Source organism: Burkholderia sp. AcTa6-5 (genome assembly GCF_017815075.1).
Lineage (GTDB): Bacteria > Pseudomonadota > Gammaproteobacteria > Burkholderiales > Burkholderiaceae > Burkholderia > Burkholderia sola.
In genome coordinates this window covers 348,142-366,680 of record NZ_JAGIQE010000001.1, presented here as the reverse complement: position 1 = coordinate 366,680, position 18,539 = coordinate 348,142, and the positions used below count along the sequence as shown (strand labels likewise).

15 protein-coding genes are annotated in these 18,539 nt (G+C 68.4%); 11 read left to right on the top strand and 4 right to left on the bottom strand.

From position 1 onward, the window contains the following. Positions 1-70 precede the first annotated feature (70 nt). The 4 genes from J8I33_RS01530 to J8I33_RS01515 all read left to right on the top strand — a co-directional run bounded on the left by J8I33_RS01530 (position 71) and on the right by J8I33_RS01515 (position 4,870). Entirely contained in the window at positions 71-2,656 is a 2,586-nt protein-coding gene (locus tag J8I33_RS01530; RefSeq protein WP_209932728.1) for a transglycosylase domain-containing protein, read from the top strand. 79 nt (positions 2,657-2,735) lie between these two features. Then, on the top strand, positions 2,736-3,614 hold the full coding sequence (locus tag J8I33_RS01525; protein WP_089489361.1) for a PilZ domain-containing protein: 879 nt from the start codon (positions 2,736-2,738) through the stop codon (positions 3,612-3,614). Positions 3,615-3,837: 223 nt separating this feature from the next. Continuing rightward, positions 3,838-4,167 carry a DUF4148 domain-containing protein gene (locus J8I33_RS01520; protein WP_105132824.1) on the top strand — a complete coding sequence of 110 codons (330 nt, stop codon included), beginning with the start codon at positions 3,838-3,840 and terminating at the stop codon, positions 4,165-4,167. Between the two features lie 298 nt (positions 4,168-4,465). Then, positions 4,466-4,870, top strand: coding sequence for a lysozyme inhibitor LprI family protein (locus J8I33_RS01515; protein WP_050011038.1), 405 nt, complete (start codon positions 4,466-4,468; stop codon positions 4,868-4,870). 68 nt (positions 4,871-4,938) lie between these two features. Here J8I33_RS01515 and J8I33_RS01510 read toward each other — a convergent pair whose 3' ends face one another. After that, positions 4,939-5,586, bottom strand: coding sequence for a response regulator transcription factor (locus J8I33_RS01510; RefSeq protein ID WP_006479054.1), 648 nt, complete (start codon positions 5,584-5,586; stop codon positions 4,939-4,941). Then, positions 5,583-7,685 (bottom strand): PAS domain S-box protein, encoded by a 2,103-nt coding sequence (locus J8I33_RS01505; RefSeq protein ID WP_209932726.1) that lies wholly within the window; start codon positions 7,683-7,685, stop codon positions 5,583-5,585. The genes J8I33_RS01510 and J8I33_RS01505 overlap by 4 nt, the downstream gene beginning before the upstream one ends. Positions 7,686-8,006: 321 nt before the next feature. Here J8I33_RS01505 and J8I33_RS01500 point away from each other — a divergent pair, with 321 nt between their 5' ends. The 5 genes from J8I33_RS01500 to J8I33_RS01480 all read left to right on the top strand — a co-directional run bounded on the left by J8I33_RS01500 (position 8,007) and on the right by J8I33_RS01480 (position 13,492). Next, positions 8,007-8,477, top strand: coding sequence for a universal stress protein (locus tag J8I33_RS01500; RefSeq protein WP_209932724.1), 471 nt, complete (start codon positions 8,007-8,009; stop codon positions 8,475-8,477). Positions 8,478-8,787: 310 nt separating this feature from the next. Continuing rightward, complete coding sequence (locus J8I33_RS01495; protein ID WP_209932722.1) at positions 8,788-9,294, top strand: cupin domain-containing protein; 507 nt, start codon at positions 8,788-8,790, stop codon at positions 9,292-9,294. Positions 9,295-9,479: 185 nt separating this feature from the next. Then, positions 9,480-10,505 carry a DedA family protein/thiosulfate sulfurtransferase GlpE gene (locus J8I33_RS01490; RefSeq protein ID WP_209932721.1) on the top strand — a complete coding sequence of 342 codons (1,026 nt, stop codon included), beginning with the start codon at positions 9,480-9,482 and terminating at the stop codon, positions 10,503-10,505. 459 nt (positions 10,506-10,964) lie between these two features. Continuing rightward, positions 10,965-12,347, top strand: coding sequence for an amino acid permease (locus tag J8I33_RS01485; RefSeq protein ID WP_209932719.1), 1,383 nt, complete (start codon positions 10,965-10,967; stop codon positions 12,345-12,347). A 209-nt stretch (positions 12,348-12,556) separates the two neighbouring features. Continuing rightward, positions 12,557-13,492, top strand: coding sequence for a universal stress protein (locus tag J8I33_RS01480; RefSeq protein ID WP_089489367.1), 936 nt, complete (start codon positions 12,557-12,559; stop codon positions 13,490-13,492). A gap of 462 nt (positions 13,493-13,954) precedes the next feature. Here the strand turns inward: J8I33_RS01480 and J8I33_RS01475 are convergent, their stop codons facing one another. After that, positions 13,955-14,389, bottom strand: a complete 435-nt coding sequence (locus J8I33_RS01475; protein ID WP_050011050.1) for a hypothetical protein — start codon at positions 14,387-14,389, stop codon at positions 13,955-13,957. A gap of 542 nt (positions 14,390-14,931) precedes the next feature. Between J8I33_RS01475 and J8I33_RS01470 the strand changes: the two genes are divergently transcribed. Both J8I33_RS01470 and J8I33_RS01465 read left to right on the top strand, forming a co-directional pair. Next, complete coding sequence (locus J8I33_RS01470; protein WP_050011051.1) at positions 14,932-15,186, top strand: DUF3562 domain-containing protein; 255 nt, start codon at positions 14,932-14,934, stop codon at positions 15,184-15,186. A 186-nt stretch (positions 15,187-15,372) separates the two neighbouring features. Further along, positions 15,373-17,172 (top strand): methyl-accepting chemotaxis protein, encoded by a 1,800-nt coding sequence (locus J8I33_RS01465; RefSeq protein WP_089489369.1) that lies wholly within the window; start codon positions 15,373-15,375, stop codon positions 17,170-17,172. Between the two features lie 21 nt (positions 17,173-17,193). On the opposite strand, the gene J8I33_RS01460 is transcribed toward J8I33_RS01465, so the two are convergent. Continuing rightward, complete coding sequence (locus tag J8I33_RS01460) at positions 17,194-18,234, bottom strand: sigma-54 dependent transcriptional regulator (RefSeq protein WP_209932713.1); 1,041 nt, start codon at positions 18,232-18,234, stop codon at positions 17,194-17,196. Positions 18,235-18,539 lie beyond the last annotated feature (305 nt).

Sequence of the window (18,539 nt, the reverse complement as noted above, 5' to 3'; positions counted from 1 at the left end):
GGCGTAACACCGCACCGCGTGTGCCAGCCCAAGGCCGCCGCGGGTCGGACGGCCGCGCGAGTTTGGTACGATGCAGCCTTTTCAGCCGAGCCCCACCCGCGTGAATCGCCGAAACGTGCCGTCAGTGCGTGCCTTCTGTGCCAGATGGGTCGCGCGCGCCCAACCCGTCGCGGCGGCCGCCGTCGCGCGGGTCAAGCCTCTCGCCGCCGCCGCGTGGCGCCATGTCCGCCACCCGACGCGCCGTGGCGCGCTGCTCGCCGCCGCCGCCGTGCCGGCGCTGTTCGCCGTGTACGTGGTCGCGCTGATCCCGTTCACGCCGGGCATCGGCGACATCCGCAAGGCGCGCGTCGACCAGCCCGCGCAGGTGCTGTCCGCCGACGGCAAGCTGCTGGCCGAATTCAAGCCGTCGAACCGCGAATGGGTGTCGCTCAAGCAGATCTCGCCGCACATGGTCGACGCGCTGATCGCGACCGAGGATCATCGCTTCTACGAACACCACGGCCTCGACTGGAAGCGCACGGCGTCGGCCGCGCTCCATACGTTCTCGGGCAGCCGCCAGGGCGGCTCGACGATCACGCAGCAGCTCGCGCGCAACCTGTACCCGGACGAGATCGGCCGCGCGCCGACGCTCACGCGCAAGGTGAAGGAGGCGATCACCGCGCTGAAGATCGAGGCCGTCTACAGCAAGGACCAGATCCTCGAGACCTACCTGAACACGGTGCCGTTCCTGTACAACGCGTACGGCGTCGAGATGGCCGCGCGCACCTATTTCGACAAGTCGGCCGACGAACTCGACGTGCTCGACAGCGCGACGCTCGTCGGGATGCTGAAGGGCAACAGCTACTACAACCCGGTGCTGAACCCCGAGCGCGCGCTGCAACGGCGCAACACGGTGCTCGGCCAGATGGTGAAGTACGGCAAGCTGTCGCCGGCGCAATTCGCGCAGTTGCAGCGCCGGCCGCTGCGCATCGACTTCGAGCGCCAGAAGGAGCCGCCCGGGCCGGCGCCGCATTTCGCGCAGCAGTTGCGCAAGTGGCTGATCGCGTGGGCCGACCGCAACGACTACAACATCTACTCGGACGGGCTGATCGTGCGCACGACGATCGACTCGCGGCTCCAGCAGATGGCGACGCAGGCGCTCACGCTGCAGGGCAATCAGTTGCAGGGCATCGCGAACAACGCGTGGAGCGGCCGCGACGGCTGCGGCACCGACAACGAGGTGTTCCGCACCTTCATGCGCGAATCGCCCGAGTACAAGGCCGCGCAGGACGCCGGCAAGGACGACGCGGCGGCGATGAAGCTGCTCGCGGCCGACCGCGGCTTCCTGCATGCGCTGTGCAAGGCGAAGACCGACGTGCAGGCCGGCTTCCTCGCGATCGATCCGCGCGACGGGCAGATCCGCGCGTGGGTCGGCAGCCGCGACTTCACGCGCGAGCCGTTCGACCACGTCGCGCAGGCGCGGCGCCAGCCGGGCTCGACGTTCAAGCCGTTCGTCTATGGCGCCGCGTTCGCGAGCGGGATGAAGCCGGAGGACACGTTCATCGACCAGCCGGTCGAGATTCCGCTGAAGGGCGGCGAGATCTGGCGACCGAACGATGACGCGCCGCCGACGGGCAAGCCGATGACGCTGCGCGACGCCGTCGCGCTGTCGCGCAACCGGATCACCGCGCAAGTGATGGAGAAGGTCGGGCCGGGCGCCGTCGCGCGGCTCGCGCGCGACATGGGCGTGCGCGAAAGCCCGCTCGAACGCGTGCCGTCGCTCGCGCTTGGCACGAGCCCGGTCACGCTGAAGGAAATGGTCGCGTCGTACGCGACGATCGCGAACGGCGGGCTGTACGTCGAGCCGCAGATGGTCACGCGCATCGAGAACCGCCAGGGCGAGGTGCTCGCCGAATACGCACCGGCGCCGCCCGAGCGTGCGCTCGATGCCGAAACCGACAAGACGCTGCTCGACGTGATGCGCGACGTCGTGACGCGCGGCACGGGCGGCAGCATCCGCACCCGCTTCGGGATCCGCGGCGACGTGGCCGGCAAGACCGGCACGACGCAGGACAACGCGGATGGCTGGTTCATCCTGATGCAGCCGGGCCTCGTCGCCGGCGCGTGGGTCGGGTTCGACGACGGCCGCGTGACGCTGCGCAGCGATTACTGGGGGCAGGGCGCGCACAGCGCGCTGCCGATCGTCGGCGATTTCTTCCAGCGCGCTCAGCGCGCCCGGATCGTCGATACGAAGGCGAAATTCGATACCGAGCCGTCGCCGGGCTGGTTCGGATCGCTGCGCGAGCGCGTGACCGACCTGTTCGACACGTGGTTCCCGCCCGAGGCGAAGAAGGCGCCCACGCCGGTCAGGACACAGCGTATCGAGCGTCCGGCCGAGACCGACGAAGAGGCGGCGTCGGCGGCTTCGGCGGCTTCGGCGCCGGATGCCGCGTCCGGCGGCATCGTCGAGGAATGGGTGCCGGCGTCCGAAGTGGCCGCGTCGGCTGCGGCGCTGTCGGCGAGCGCATCGCAGCCTGCGCAGCCGCCAGCAGGCGCCAGTATCACGAGCGGAAGCAGCACCGGCGTCGGCGCCGCCCCGTCGGCCGTGCCGGCTCCGCCACCGCCAGTGCCGGTGCCGGTCCCGGCGTCGCCCGATGCCACGGGTGCGTCGCAGTAACGAAGCCGTTCAGATTCCGCGCGATGCTGCCGTAATCAAGTTGTCACGATAGCTCGCGCGGTCGCTCCGCGCTTCTCCGATGCGGCTTTCCACCGACTACGTCGCGCTCACGCGCGACGATCTTTCCGCCGGCGTCCCGCTCGGCTTCGACCTCTACGACGCCGACGGTGCCGCGCTGCTGCCGGCCGGCACGACGCTGCAGGATGCCGCGCAGCATGCGTTCCTGTTCGACCATTTCCACCCCGTACGCCGACGCGAGGGCAGCGGCATCGAGCCGAGCGTGCCCGGGGCGGCGGGCGCGCCCGCCACGCGCATGGGCTTGTCGGCGGGCGCCGCGATCGGCATTCGCCGCCGGGTCGGCACGACGCGTGCGCTGCAACGCTGCCGGCTGATCGGTGTCGGTGCGTCGGGCGCGCTGTTCGTCGAACCGCTACCCGCCGCCGTGCTCGAGTTCGCACGCGGCGACGACGTTGAAGCGGTGGCGATCGGCGCTGCCGCGGTGTTCCGTTTCGGCGCGACGGTCGAATCGGTGCAGGCGTCAGGCGCCGCGCCGTTCATGATCCTGTCGCCGCCCGGCTTCGTCGACCGGCTGCGTGCGCGCGCGGAGCCGCGCGTGCCGGTGCGCATCGCCGCCCGCTGCAGCGGCGCGGCGCAGGGGGCGGAAGGCATCGGAATGGTGCACGACATCAGCCTGAGCGGCTTGTCGATCGCCGTCGACCGGCCGCTCGCGGCCACCGGTGAGCCGTTGCGCGTGCTGCTTCCGTACGAAACCGGCGGCCGCGTCGAGCAACTGGCGCTCGACGGCACGGTGCGGGCCGTGCATGCCGACCCGGCGGCCCCAGCGCTGACGTTGCATCATGCGGCGTTCGGCGACATCGATGCCGACGATCGCGTGCGCCTCAAGGCGTTGCTGTTCGACAGGCAGATGGCGTCGGTGGATACCGATCGCCCGCGCTGACGCGCTGCCGAGCGTGCCGGATGCCGAAGAGCGGCATTCGGTGTGCGAGCGTCGATAATCGTCTGATGAATCGCGTTATTCCCGCGCGATTGTACGGTTTCGGTCAACAGTGAATTTGCGATTTAAGTATTTACCCTGATAGCCGCGACTCCTAGACTTCTACTCATGCGCAACGACCCCGAGTCCGAAGCGCCTGACAAAACAATCCTGGAGGTAACGCATCATGAAATCGCTGATCAAGGCAGTTGCACTGGCCGCCCTCGTGGCTGCACCGGTCGTCTCGTTCGCCCAATCGAACCAACAGCCGCTGACGCGCGCGCAAGTGCGCGCCGAGCTGGTCCAGCTCGAAAAGGCCGGCTACAACCCGAACGACTGGATCAACTATCCGGAAAACATCCAGGCCGCCCAGGCCAAGATCGCCGCCGCGCAGAACACGGGCGCGCAAGCCGACGCAACCGGTTACGGTTCGAACCCGGTCGCGACGTCCCAGTCGGGCCAGCGCGCGGTCGTGCCGGCCGTCAGCGACCGCTCGTCGGTGTATTTCGGCCACTAAGTCGGCCGTTGTGTCGCGGCCCTGGGGACCGTGGCTGAAGGTTTGTCGAGAAAGCCCGCACTCGGTTCAGTTCCGAGTGCGGGCTTTTTCAATGATGCGCAGCGATCGGATGCTTTCGCCGTCGGGAAAACACGACAACCGGCGAAATCGCGTCTCGGGCGTCACCCCGGCACCCGCTGACAATCCGCCGCGCGTGCGCTAGCATCGCGGTCGATGTCGACGCGGTGGCGCGGCCCATGCACACGGGGCGCAACAAGGCACCGGGTTCCACACTTCAACGAACAACAAAGGAGCATCCATGCGTGTCTTGACCGGTCTGCTGGGCTCGCTGGCGCTGGTGGCGAGCGTCGCCCATGCGCAGGCGAATTGTGCGGACGCGACGGATCAGGCGACGATGACGGCGTGTGCCGATCGCGCGTACAAGAAATCCGACGGGGAACTGAACCGGATCTACCAGGCCGTCACCGCGCGCCTGCGCGGCGCGCGGCCGCTCGCCGACAAGCTCGTGGACGCGCAGCGCGCGTGGATCGCGTACCGCGACGCCGAATGCCATTTCTCGAGTGCGAATGCCGAGGGCGGCAGTGCATACCCGATGGTCGTATCGACCTGCCTCGACGATCTGACCAAAGTGCGCACCGAAACGCTGAAAGGCTATCTGTCCTGCGAGGAAGGCGACCTCGCGTGCCCGGTGCCCGCGAAGTAACGCGTCATGCGCGGGCCTGCCGAGGCCCGCACCACGCCGGCCAGACGTCGTCCGCTACACGTCGTCCGTTACACGTCGTCCGTTTCGTCGAGCAGCTTGTGCCGCATCGCGTAACGCACGAGCGCCGCTTCGTGCGGCATCTGCATCTTTTCCAGGATCCGGGTCTTGTAGGTGCTGACCGTCTTCGCGCTCACGCACAACGCGTTCGCGATCTCGGTCAGCGTCTGGCCGGCGGCGATCCGCCGGAACACGTCGAATTCGCGGTCGGACAGCCGCTGGTGCGGCAGCGTTTCGGCCGGCTCGTTCAGGCTCTGCGCGAACTGCTCGGCCATCGCGAGGCTCACGTAGACGCCCCCCGACGCCACTTTCGTGACCGCGCCGACCAGCTCCGCGCTCGCGCTTTCCTTCGTCAGATAGCCGGACGCGCCCGCGCGGAACGCACGCACCGCGTATTGCTGCTCCGCGTGCATCGTCAGCACGAGCACGCGCAGCGCGGGCTTCTCGTCCTTGATCTGCTTGATCAGTTCGACGCCGTTGCGGCCCGGCATCGACAGGTCGAGCACGAGTACCTGCGCAGGCGTCGCCCGCACCAGCGCGATCGTCGACGGGCCGTCGAAGGCTTCGCCGGCCACCTCGAATCCGGTGGCGTTCTGGAGGATGTGCCGCAGACCGTCGCGTACGAGCGTATGGTCGTCGGCGATGAGCACCTTGATCATGTGATGAGCGTGTCCTGTTGAACGGTGCCGAGCGGAAACGAGACGGTAATCGAGAAACCGCGCGCGAGCGCGGTATCGATGGTCACGGTGCCGCCCAGCATGTGTGCGCGTTCGCGAATGCCGATCAGGCCGAACGATTTGTCCTCGTGGGCCGGCCCGCCGGGCGCCGCGCCGCGGCCGTTGTCCGCGACGCGCAGCACGCAAAAGCCTTCCTCGATGTCGAGCCGCAACGCCACGCGCGTCGCATCCGCATGGCGCGCGACGTTCGTCAGCGCTTCCTGGACGATCCGGAACAGCGTGGTCGCGCCCGTGCTGGTGAACGTGAGGCCGCCCGTTTCGATGTGGCGCTCGACATCGATCCCGTAGCGGTTCGTGAAATCGTTCGCGAGCCATTCGATCGCGGGCACGAGGCCGAGGTCGTCGAGCATTACCGGCCGCAGGTCGGCCGCGATGCGCCGCACTGACGCGACCGTCGCGTCGATCAGCCGCCGCATGCCTTGCAGATGCGTCTGCAGGCCTGCGTCGGGCTGCGCGCGACCGGGCATGCGCAGTTGCTGTTCGACGACCGACAGATCCATCTTCAGCGCGGTGAGCTGCTGCCCGAGGTCGTCGTGCAGCTCGCGCGCGATGCGGGTCTTTTCCTCTTCGCGCACGTTCTGCAGGTTCGCCGACAGTTCGCGCAATTCCTCGCGCGATTGCTTCAGCGCGTTCTCGGCCCGCAGCCGCTCGGTGATGTCGCGCAGCATCACCGTATACAGCTTGCCCGACGCGTCGCGGATCTGCGAGATCGATGCTTCGATCGGGAATTCCTCGCCGTTGGCGCGCAGCCCGAACAGCACGCGCTGGCGGCCCATCTGCCGCTCGGACACGCCCGTCACGCCGAACTGGTCGACGTGTTTCGCGTGCGCCGCGCGGAACCGTTCGGGAATGAAGCGCGACAGCGGCGCGCCGATCGCCTCCATCGCGGACACGCCGAACACCTGCTCGGCCATCGGATTGAAGATCACGACCGTCTGCTTCTCGTCGATCGTGATGATCGCTTCCATCGACGACCGGATGATACCCATCATCCGCGCTTCGTTGAGGCTGCCGCGACTGCTCGCGCCCGCATCGGCGCGGCCGCGCAGCAGCGCATGGACGAGCACCGCGAACCCGAACGACGCGATCAGCCCGGCGGCGAGCACGGTGCCGGCCGCACGCTGCGCGCCGGTCGCGCTCGGCCGGCCGTCCGCGGAATAGGCGAGCGTCAGCGCGGTGCCGCCGAAATTCAGCACATCGGTGCGCCGCATCAGGTCGGGCGACGCCGATGCTTCGTCGGTCGTCGTCTCGACGCTGACGATCGCGCGCGAATCGCCGCTGGCGGTCATCCACAGATCGATCCCGCGTTCCGCGTCGAGCGCACGCTCGACCAGGCGCCGCGGGCTCAGCGCCGCGAACAGCATCCCGTCGACGCCGGCTTCCCGCGTGCCGGACGGCGTGGCGGCGGCCAACGGCGAGCTCGTCACGGGCAGGAACAGCGTCAGGGTGCGGGCGTCGCGGGACGCGTCGTCGTCGGCCGGGTGGACGCCGAGCGCGATATCGCCGGTCCGCAGCGCGCGCGTGAGCGGCGCCGCGTCGGACGCACCGAAGCGCACGACCGGCGAGTTCGACACGGGCGCGCTGAGCGTCGCTGCCGCGAGCGGATCGGCCGGCAGCGGCTTCGCGCCGGCCAGCGCGCCGCGCGCCGCGCGCGTCAGCGGCGCATAGCCGATCTGCCGGACCGGCGAGCGGCCGCTGTCGAGATCGAGCGTCTCCGCATACCGGCGCCATTGGCCGGGCGTCATGTCCGGGACGAGGCCGAACGCGCCGCGCGCACCTTCGAGCACGGCGACACCGGCCTGCAGTTCATGCCGCAGCATCGCGGTCACGTGCGTGGTCCGGCGTTCGAAACGCGTATGAACGGCGGTTTGCCACTGCTCGCGCACGAGCAGCGCGACGCCGAGCGACAGCACGGCGCCCGCGCACAGCGCAACGACGCCGGCCGCGAGCGGCTGGCGTAACATGATCTCGAGGCGCGTCGGCTCTCGGGCGTCCCGCGTCGGGGTTCCACTGACGGTCATTCGATGGCCATTCTGTTGTTCGGGCTGCCCGGGGCACGCGGGCAGCGCGGCAAAACCGGGGGGAAACTCGCACCGGCTGCGTGCAACGACGATTTTCAGGACGAAATTGTGCGCGTTTTACACATTTTTTGTAATGGGGGCAGTTGAAATTGCGGCAAACGGCGTGCAGCAGCGGGCGCGCCGGCCACGCTTGACGCGCGTCAACGCACGCGTCGGCACGTGGGGCAGACTGTTCGGCAGGCAAGCCGGCGCCGGGCCGGCTCGCGGTAACGGGCCGTGGTTGCGCAACGCGCGACGCACGCCCGGTCGGAGGGACGGACCATGTACAAGCGGATTTTCGTTGGGCTCGATGGCAGCCCGAGCGCACGTCTCGCGCTGAACGAGGCGATCCGGATCGCGGCCGCGTCCGGCGGCGAAGTGACGTGTGCGTACGTCGTCGAACATCGGCCGCAGCTCGTCGACGTCGACGCCGGCTTCGCAGCCGAGCGCGACGGCGACGTCGCCGCGACCGATGCCGCGACGCCGGTGCTCGACGACGCGAAAGCCGCGCTCGCGCAGCAGCATGTGCGGGGCACGGTGCGCGCGCTCGACGCGTACGGCGAGGACATCGCGACGGTGCTGATGCGCACGGCGGCCGAAGCCGACGCCGATCTGGTCGTGATGGGCACCAGCGGGCGGCACGGCCTGCGCAGGCTGTTGCTCGGCAGCGTAGCGGAATCGTTGCTGCGCGCGGCCGACCGGCCCGTGCTGCTGGTGCGGCACGCCGAGGGCGGGACGCCGGCGGTCGCATAAGCGACGCGGTGCGGCGGTCGACGCTGCCTGCCCCGCGCATTGGCGCGCCGCAGGGCGCCGCGTGCTTGACCGCACATGGGCGTGATCGGCGTACTGCGCCGTGCCACCGGTACGTTCGACGGTGCGTGATTGCACGTCGGCGGTTGCCTCCCGGCACGCAGTTCTGGCAGCATCGGCCGGTGTCCGCTTGTTCGCCGCGCGCATGGCCGCGGCGATCGACGCAGGGACATCCGGCGGCACGCGATCGCAAGAATGAGGGTCGTGCAACCCCGCCGGATGCCGGTTTTCACCCTTACCGACGTCATCCGCCATGCCGATTTCCGCGACCGACCTGATTCGCCAGTTCGACCTGCAGCCGCATCCCGAAGGCGGCTATTTCCGTGAAACCTACCGCGCGACCGATTCGGTCGTGCGTCCGGCCGACGGCGCGCCACGTGCCGCGTCGACCGCGATCTACTACCTGCTGTGCGACGGCACGTATTCGTCGTGGCATCGCATCCGCTCCGACGAGGTCTGGCATTTCTACGCAGGCGATCCGATCGAAGTGTGGGTGCTCGACGCGCGCGACGGGCTGACGATCCACCGGCTCGGCAACCCGCTCACGCATCCGGGCACCGTGTTCCAGGCGGTCGTGCCGGCCGGCAGCTGGTTCGGCGCGCGCTGCGCGTCGCCGGAGCACGTCGCGCTCGTTGGCTGCACGGTGGCGCCGGGGTTCGAATTCTCGGAATTCGAGCTGGCGGACGCGGCCGCGCTCGCGGCCGAGTTTCCCGACTACGCGGAACATGTCGCGCAACTCGCGCAGCGCCCGGACGTGTGACCGTCACGGTCGCGTCACGCCGGGCGCAAAGCCCGTGCGGACGGCCCGTGTTCCGCGCGGTCGAGGCCAAACCCGTTTAGAATGCGCAGGATGCACCGGTTGGTCGCGGACATGCCGCGGTGGCCGTTGCGCCGCCGTACCGACGGCCCTGTCGCGCGGCCCGCATGTCTTCCAGGAGCGCCGCCGTGTGGCACTTTCCCATCGCAATTCCATCGTCGCTCGGCCCGTGGGCCGTGTTCGCGAGCGTGTTGATCACGCAGCTCGGCGTGCCGGTGCCGGCCGTGCCGATGCTGATTCTCGGCGGCACGATGGCGGCGATGGGGCAGGCGTCCTGGGTCAGCATGTTCGCGGCGGCGATCGGCGCGACGATGCTGGCCGATTCGCTGTGGTTCTTCATGGGCCGCACGCGTGGCCGGCGCCTGCTGAACGGCCTCGTGCGCTTCTCGCTGTCGCTCGACACGACGCTGCGTTTCGCGCGTAACGTATTCGAAAGGTATGGTGCGCCGCTGCTCGTGCTGTCGAAATTCCTGCCGGGCCTTGGCCTCGTATCGGCGCCGCTGCTCGGCACGACCGCGATCGGCATCGGTGTGTTCCTGTTCTGGGATCTGGCCGGCGCGTCGCTGTGGGCGGCGTTCTGGCTGATCGGCGGCGCGGCCATTCACGACCAGATCGTCCAGTTCGTGCTGTGGGTGCGCGCGAGCGGCGGCACGATCCTCGACGCGTTCCTCGCGATCTTCATCACGTTCCTGCTGTACCGCTGGGTGCGCCGCGTGCAGTTCCGCCGCTATCTCGCGCAGGTGCGCATCTCGCCGCCGCAGCTCGTCGAAATGATGACGTCCGACGAGCCGCCGCTGATCTTCGACGCGCGGCCGAAGGCGATTCGCGAACGCGAGCCGTACCGGATTGCCGGCGCGGTGCCGGTCGATCTCGATTCGCCGGACCTGCTCGACCCCGAAGTGTTGAAGCGGCCGATCGTCGTCTATTGCGTGTGCCCGAACGAAGCGACCGCGAAGCGCCTGATCGCGAAGATGCAGCGCAAGAAGATGATCCACAACGTCCGCGCGCTGAAGGGCGGGCTCGATGCGTGGGAAAAGCACGGTTATCCGGTCGAGCCGCTGCCGGCCGATCTGGATTCGTCGCGGTATTTCGTGCGGCCCGAGCAGGGCGGGCTGGAAGGCGAATATACGGTGCGGGCGACGTTGTCGAAATAAATCCGCAGGCCGTAAATACGTACGCCGCGTCCCTCGCATTCAAATTCAACCGCCGCTTCCCCCACCGCGATTTTCCCCAAAATCGCCTGGCGTGAAGCCGCCGATCCTCCCTATAATCCCGCCTGCATATTGCGTGCGCTTGATTGCGCACATTCGACGCGCGTTCGTTCGCGCCGAAAGCGATGGATCCCGTTACCGCTCGTCACGCGCACAGCCGCGTCGCGCGGGGCGCTCGGGTGTATTCCGTGAAAAGACCCTATCCGTATTTCCGGCTTGTTCGGTGAAATGCGGATAATCCGCGCCAATTCCAACCGAATTGACGCGGCATCCGTGTCGTTTCTCATTCGGGAATCGACAGCGGGGATTATTTCGTTTTCGGCCGCCAAAATCGGCATGAACGGTCGCGCATGGTCATCGACACAATGACGGCGGCCCGCTCGCGGCTGCCAGGAGACGAATTTGAAACAACCTGAAGACCAGTTGCACCGCGGGCTGGAAGAACGCCACATCAACCTGATGGCGCTCGGCGCGACGATCGGCGTCGGCCTGTTCCTCGGCTCGGCCACCGCGATCCGCACGGCCGGCCCAGCCATCCTGCTGACCTACCTGCTCGGCGGCCTCGCGATCTTCCTGATCATGCGCGCGCTCGGCGAGATGGCGATCACCAATCCGGTCGCCGGCGCATTCAGCCGCTACGCGCGCGACTACCTCGGCCCGCTCGCCGGTTATCTGACCGGCTGGACCTACTGGTTCGTGTGGATCGTCACCTGCATGGCGGAAATCACCGCGGTCGGCGTCTACATGCACATGTGGTTTCCCGGCGTGCCGAACTGGATCTGGGCGCTCGCGGCGTTGCTGGCGATGGGCTCGGTGAACTTCATCGCGGTCAAACTGTATGGCGAATTCGAATTCTGGTTCGCGCTGATCAAGATCGTCACGATCGTGCTGATGATCGTCGGCGGCGGGTTGATGATCGCGTTCGGCATCGGCAACGGCGGCATCGCGACCGGCATCTCGAACCTGTGGTCGCACGGCGGCTTCATGCCGAACGGAATCAACGGCGTGATCGCCGCGCTGCCGATCGTGATGTTCGCGTATCTCGGCGTCGAGATGCTCGGCCTCACGGCTGGCGAGGCGCGCAATCCGGAGAAGTCGCTGACGAAGGCCGTGAATTCGGTGTTCTGGCGCGTGCTGATTTTCTACATCGGCGCGCTGTTCGTGATCATGTCGCTCTATCCGTGGGACCAGATCGGCACGCAGGGCAGCCCGTTCGTGATGACGTTCTCGCGGCTCGGCATTCCGGCCGCCGCCGGCATCATCAACTTCGTCGTGCTGACCGCGGCGCTGTCGTCGTGCAACAGCGGCCTGTTCAGCACCGCGCGGATGCTCTACAACCTCGCGCAGCAGGGCCAGGCGCCGGCCGCGCTCGGTCGCGTGAACCGCAGCGGCGTGCCCGTGTATGGCGTGGCCGTGTCGGTCGCGCTACTGCTGATCGGCGTGTTACTCAACTATCTCGCGCCGCAGCACGTGTTTACGTGGCTCACGTCGGTGTCGACGTTCGGCGCGATCTGGACGTGGTGCGTCATCCTGATCGCGCAGATGCGTTTTCGTCGCACGCTGTCGGCCGACCAGATCGCGCGCCTGCCGATCCGCGTGCCGCTCTTTCCGCTCGGTTCGTTCGTCGCGCTTGGCTTTCTCATGCTGGTCGTCGTGCTGATGGCGTTCACGCCCGATACGCGCGTCGCGCTCGTGATCGGGCCGGTGTGGATCGTGCTGCTCGGCATCGCGTACATGCTGTTCTACGCGAACCGTCCGGCTGCGTCGGTGCCGACGAAGTCGTAAGCCGCGCGGGCAGGGTGCCGCGCGACCGTTCGCGATCGTTGATCGCGATCATGCACGCGCGGGCCGGACGGCCTATGCTGAACGAACGCATTGCTTGTCCGCGCTTCGCGTGGCATCCCGCCGATCCCTGACCGTAGCGGCTGTCCGGCCGCCGCGCGAAACGCCCCGTCGTCGCCCGGCGACGACGTGCACGCACGGAGACCTTCGCCATGCAGCCTGCCCAGCCCATCCCGACGCTCGCGCGAATCGCGCTGGCCGTCGATCCGACGCCCGAATCGCTGACCGCCGCCCGTTACGTGCGCACGCTGCTGCGTCCCGGCATGCGATTGCGCATCATTTGCGCGATCGACAATCCGCGTCTCGTATTGCCCGACATTCCGCGCATCGACGCGCTGCTGACGTCGGCGCGCGAGGACATGATGCGCGACGCGCAGGCCACCTGCGAGCGGATCGCGGCGCTGTTCGCCGACAGCGGGATCGAAGTCGAACAAGTGGTCGTCGACACGTCGGTCACGGGCGGCTCGGTCGCCGACGCACTGGTCAACGATACGTCGACGTGGCACGCGGACGTGCTGGCGATCGGCGCGAATCCGCATCACGGGCTGTTGCGGCTGGTCGAAGGCGCGATGTCGGACACGCTGACGAAACGCGCGCGCTGCGCGCTGCTGATCGTGCCGTCGGCCTATGCACGGACGTCGGACGGCACGCTGCAGCGGCTGATGTTCGCGGTCGATGGCAGCGAGCCGTCGCTGCACGCGGTGCGCGTGGGGCTCGGCTTCGCGGCGCCGACGACGTTGCTGTATGCGGCGTACGTGATCGATCGCGCGGTTCGTCTGACCGATGTCGTGCCGGTGCGCGCCCTCGAGGATGCGTACCGCGCAGAGGGCGAGGATGCGCTCGCTAAGATCGGCCCGCTGTTTCATGCGACAGGCAACCCGACCAAGCGCGGCATCGTCGAAACGCATCCGACCAGCGACGACGTGGCCCATGCACTGATGCGCGATGCGGTGCACTGGCGGGCGGAGCTGCTGGTGGTCGGCACGCATGGCCGTCGCGGCATCGCCGCCTGGCTGATCGGCAGCGTCGCGCGGCGGGTCGCGCATCTCGCGCAGGTGCCGGTGCTGCTGGTGCGCGGTGCGGAATGAATCGCGTGTCGTCGCGATCGAAGCGGTATGGATTGACCTGCATCAGAAACGCGGCGCATGTCGCGTGAGACAGTGGGGGAGCGTCCCCGCGACGCGGCTGGCCTTCGCATGCATGCGGGACCAAGGCCGCGCCGGCGTGCGAAAGGCGATGAAAGGCGATCGCTGTCGCACTCGCCGCCACATCATGTTCGGGCGCCGCGCCGCGTGTGTGTCCGGCGCGCCATCCGACCGGAAACTCTCTGGCACGAGGGTAGGCAACCGACGGTTGCCTTGGAGGACGGGCGGGGTGGAAGTCACCCCGTCCGCTTTCCGCCTGGCCCCGCCGAATTCATTTCCCCGTACGAATCGTCTGGAATGCGGCCGCGTCGAGCCGCGCGTCATCGCGCGCGGTCGCTTCGATACGGATCGCGGCGGACAGCGCGCATGCACGGCGCGGTGCCGTGCGCCGGTGACGTGCGCAGATCAGAGGGAGCGAAGAATCGATCGCAGGTCGTGCCGGCGGCCCGTGCAGCGACGGACCCGCGCATGCGGACGCACGACATGGAGCGGCGCACATACGCTGCACGTGCGACTGCGCAAACGATTCGCATGGGGCCACCCGGGGCGCGCCTTGCGACGCGGCTCCGATGCGGCCGGCGCGTCGGCCGCGTTGCGCGCGGACAGCGCCGCGGCGAATCGCTGCAACGCGAGGACGGACCCCGCGACGCTCTGATACTTTTCGCGGCCGATCTGCCCGTCGAGCGTGACGAGCAATCCGGCCTCGCGTGCGAGCGCGAGCAAGGTGTCGAGGTCGTCGGACGGACGGTTGCCGGCCGACGCGGGCCGGGCGGGCAGGGCGCGCGCGTTGCCCGACGCGCGCCGCTGGCCGTCCCGGCCCGGTAAGGTGCGATGTGCCATGGTTGGTCTCCTGCGCCGGCCCCCGCGTGCCGGCTCGATGGCCGACTGAGCGATGTTCCGGTATGAACGCCTGGTTCATGTGATCAGTATCGTGTGGCGACGGCGCGCTGCCAAGCGGCGCGCGCTGAAGTCGCTGTCAGGAAATTGCGCGGCGCTATCGGAATCCGCTGACACGCGCGGCGGATGATCGGCCGCAGCGCCGCGTTCGTCCGACGAATGCATCGCAAGGCGGGCGCTTGACGCATGATTTCGGACGGTCTAAGTTTCCCCACTGCATCGGCGTCGCGCGGCGGTCCACCCGCCGCCCGTCGCCCATGCCGCGCCCCGGGGTGGCGTGGCAAGGCTTCCATCCAGTCTCGTTCGCGGGCCATGTGCACCGTGAACCTGCGCGAACGGTTCGGAAACGGATCGACGCGGCGGCACGCAACGTGCCGTTGATCGCGCGCAAACCCGCGCCGGCGCATCGTACGCCGCGTGTCTGTCCAGTCTTTAAGCTTCCAGTACCGTCATCTTTTCGTTCCTCGACCGTCAGGAGTCTGTCGATGTCCAAGGACAATTTGCTCGATTCACTGAAGGAAGCCGCCGAACGGCGCGCGATCGGCGCGGATCAGCTGCGTGCGATGCTCGACGACGAAGTGCGTGCGCTGTCGTCCGGCGCGCGCGTGCACGACTACATCCACGTATTCGCGATCCGGCACCTGCGCGAGCGGATGCGCCAGAAGGACGTCTTCGACCGCGACACCCGGGCCGATGCGGCGCCCGCGGACGCCGATCCACGTCCGCGCCACCGGCTGTAGGGAGTAGCCGGCGGGCAGCACGCAGGTCGAACCCGGCCATCCTGACGATTTATTGGCAGTCGCAGACACCTGTCGTCATACGTTTCATCGAATCGTCACAACGACCTCAAGTAAGTGGCCCGATTTGCCGTTTACACGGTGAATTCGTCCAATCGGGCGTTCCTGCTCTCTTACCGAGTCGTTGCCATGTTCTCGTCCATTCGCGCCCGCATCCTTGCCGCGTGCGTCGCCATCGTCGTATTCGCGCTCGTCGCCACGACCCTGATCAACTATTTCATCGCACGCGCGTACAACGACGACGCGATCGACCGCAACCTGACCTCCGTCGCCAGCGGCCACGTGGTCGGGATCGCCGATTGGGTCGCGACCCGCAGCCGGATGATCGCGTCGCTGCAGGATGCCGCGCTGACGCCCGACCCGCTGCCTGTGTTCAAGCAGATGGCGGCGGCCGGCGGCTTCACGAACGTCTATGCCGGCTATGCCGACAAGGCGTTCCACTTCTCCGACCCGACCGGCATCCCGCCCGACTACGACCCGACGGGCCGCCCGTGGTACAAGCAGGCCGCGCAGGCCGGCAAGCCGGTCGTCACGCCGCCGTACGTCGATGCCGGCACGGGCAATCTCGTCGTCACGTTCGCGGTGCCGATCCTGCGCGACGGCGCGCTGAAGGGCGTGGTCGCCGCAGACCTGTCGATGGACAGCGTGATCGCCAACGTCAAGTCGATCCGCCCGACGCCGGCGAGCTTCGGGATGCTGGTCGACAGCAGCGGCCACGTCGTCGCCCACCCGGACGCCAAGCTCACGCTGAAGCCGGTCGCCGACGTGTCGCCCGAACTCGGCTCGCTGGGCGTGGCGTCGATCGCGGCGGCGAACGCGCCGGTCGAGGTCGGCGTCGGCGGCGACGCGAAGCTGGTGCGCGCGAAGCCGGTGCCGGGCACCGACTGGTACGCGCTGGTGCTGCTCGACAAGACCGAGGCGACGGCCGGGATGCGCTCGCTGCTGACCGCGTCGCTGATCACGCTGATCGTGATCGTCGGCGTGGCGTCGCTGATCATCGGCGCGATCACCGCGACCGCGTTCCGCCGCCTGTCCCAGGTGCGCCAGGCGATGGCCGCGATCGGCTCGGGCGCCGGCGACCTGACGAAGCGGCTGCCGGCCGACGGCCGCGACGAAGTCGCCGACATCGCGCGCTCGTTCAACAGCTTCGTCGACAAGCTGAACGACGTGATGCGCCAGATCCGCGACGCGAGCGAATCGGTGCGCACGGCCGCGAACGAGATCGCGGCGGGCAACCAGGACCTGTCGTCGCGTACCGAATCGGCGGCGGCGAGCCTCGAGGAAACCGCGGCGTCGATGGAAGAGATCACCGCGACCGTCGGTCAGTCGGCGGCGGCCGCCGGCCAGGCCGACGAGCGCGCGGCGGCCGCGTCGCGGATCGCGTCGCACGGCGGCGTGGTCGTGTCGGACGTCGTCGCGACGATGGGGAAGATCGAGGAAGCATCGGGCCGGATCGGCGACATCATCGGCGTGATCGACGGGATCGCGTTCCAGACCAACATCCTTGCGCTGAACGCGGCCGTCGAGGCGGCGCGGGCAGGCGAACAGGGCCGCGGCTTCGCGGTCGTCGCGCAGGAAGTGCGCAGCCTCGCGCAACGCAGCGCCCAGGCCGCGCGCGAAGTGAAGGTGCTGGTCGAGTCGACGGTCGCGAGCGTGTCGGCCGGGTCCGGGCAGGTGCGCCAGGCCGGCGATACGATGCGCGAGATCGTGGCCAACGTGGCGAACGTGACGACCATCATCTCCGAGATCACGCATGCGGCGAACGAGCAGACGCGCGGGATCCAGGAAGTGAACCGCGCGGTCAGCCAGCTCGATGAGATGGTGCAGCAGAACGCGGCGCTCGTCGAACAGTCGACCGCGGCCGCCACCGCGCTGCAGTCGCAGGCGAACGCGCTCGCGACGACGGTCGGGCAGTTCAAGGTCGCCTGACGCGGCGGCCGACCGCGCCGCTTACGAACCGTCCTGGTCGCGCATCAGCGCGAGCCGGTTGTAGAGCGTCTTCAGACTGATGCCGAGCGCCTTGGCCGCGCGCGGCTTGTTGCCGTCGAAGTGCCGCAGCGTCGCCGCGATGAAGTGCTGCTGCGCGTGGTGCAGCGTCGCGCCGACCGGCAGCGCCATCGCGCCTTCCGACGTGCTGTCGGCCACCGGCATCGGCTGCTTCGGCAGGGCGACGTCGATGCCTTCGTCCGCCAGGATGTACGCGCGCTCGATCGTGTTGTGCAGTTCGCGCACGTTGCCGGGCCACGAATACGCGCGCAATGCTGCGATCGCCGCGTCGGTCAGCCGCTTGTGCGCGCGATGCCGCGCGTTCAGCGTGTCGACGAATTCCTGCGCGATCGTCTCGACGTCGCCGTCGCGCTGGCGCAGCGGCGGCACGTAGATCGCGAACGCGGCGAGCCGGTAGAACAGGTCCTCGCGCAGCCGGCCGTCGCGCACCGCGTCGGCCGGATTGTGGCGGGTGGCCGACACGAACCGCAAGTCGAGCGGAATCGATTCGGTGCCGCCCACGCGTACGATCGTGTTCGACTCGATCGCCCGCAGCAGTTTCACCTGCAGCGCGGCGGGCATTTCCGCGACCTCGTCGAGCAACAGCGTGCCGCCGCGCGCGGCTTCGAAGAAACCCTCGCGCTGCGTGATCGCGCCGGTAAAACTGCCTTTCTCGTGCCCGAACAGTTGCGCCTCGGCAAGATCGGCCGGAATCGCGCCGCAGTTCATCGGCACGAACGGGCCGTCGCGCCGCGTGCTCAGATCGTGCAGCCGGCGCGCGACGATATCCTTGCCGACCCCACTTTCGCCGGCAATCATCACGCTCGCGCGGGTGGGCGCGATTTTGTCGATACGGGCGAGCAGCGCGCGCATCGCGGCGGACCGGCCGGACAGCCGGCGACCGTCTGCGCGCTGCTTCGTCCGGTTGGCGGATTCACCCATAGGCGTTCGCGGGCCGTTTTGAAAAACGGCATCACGCGTCCCGTTGATTGCAATATTTATCATCGACAGCGAAACGACCGCGAAGGTGCCGCGGAATAGAAAATTCCAATGTGCGCGGCGCGAGCGAAAGAAATCGTCCATCGTTTTTCGCGCACCCTTGCACGACGCGTCGGTCAGGTGATAACCGGCGCTTTTTTACAGAAACTCGATGAAAAAAGCGGCCGGCGACCCATTGCGACGGTGCGCGTGGCAACACCGGCAGCCACCCATCCGGGCCGCAGCCGACGCGGGCGGGGGGGCCGGCCATCCGTTCCCCGGAACGCCGCGCGCGGCCACCATCGGGTACGTCGTTTGCTGGCGTTTTCCTG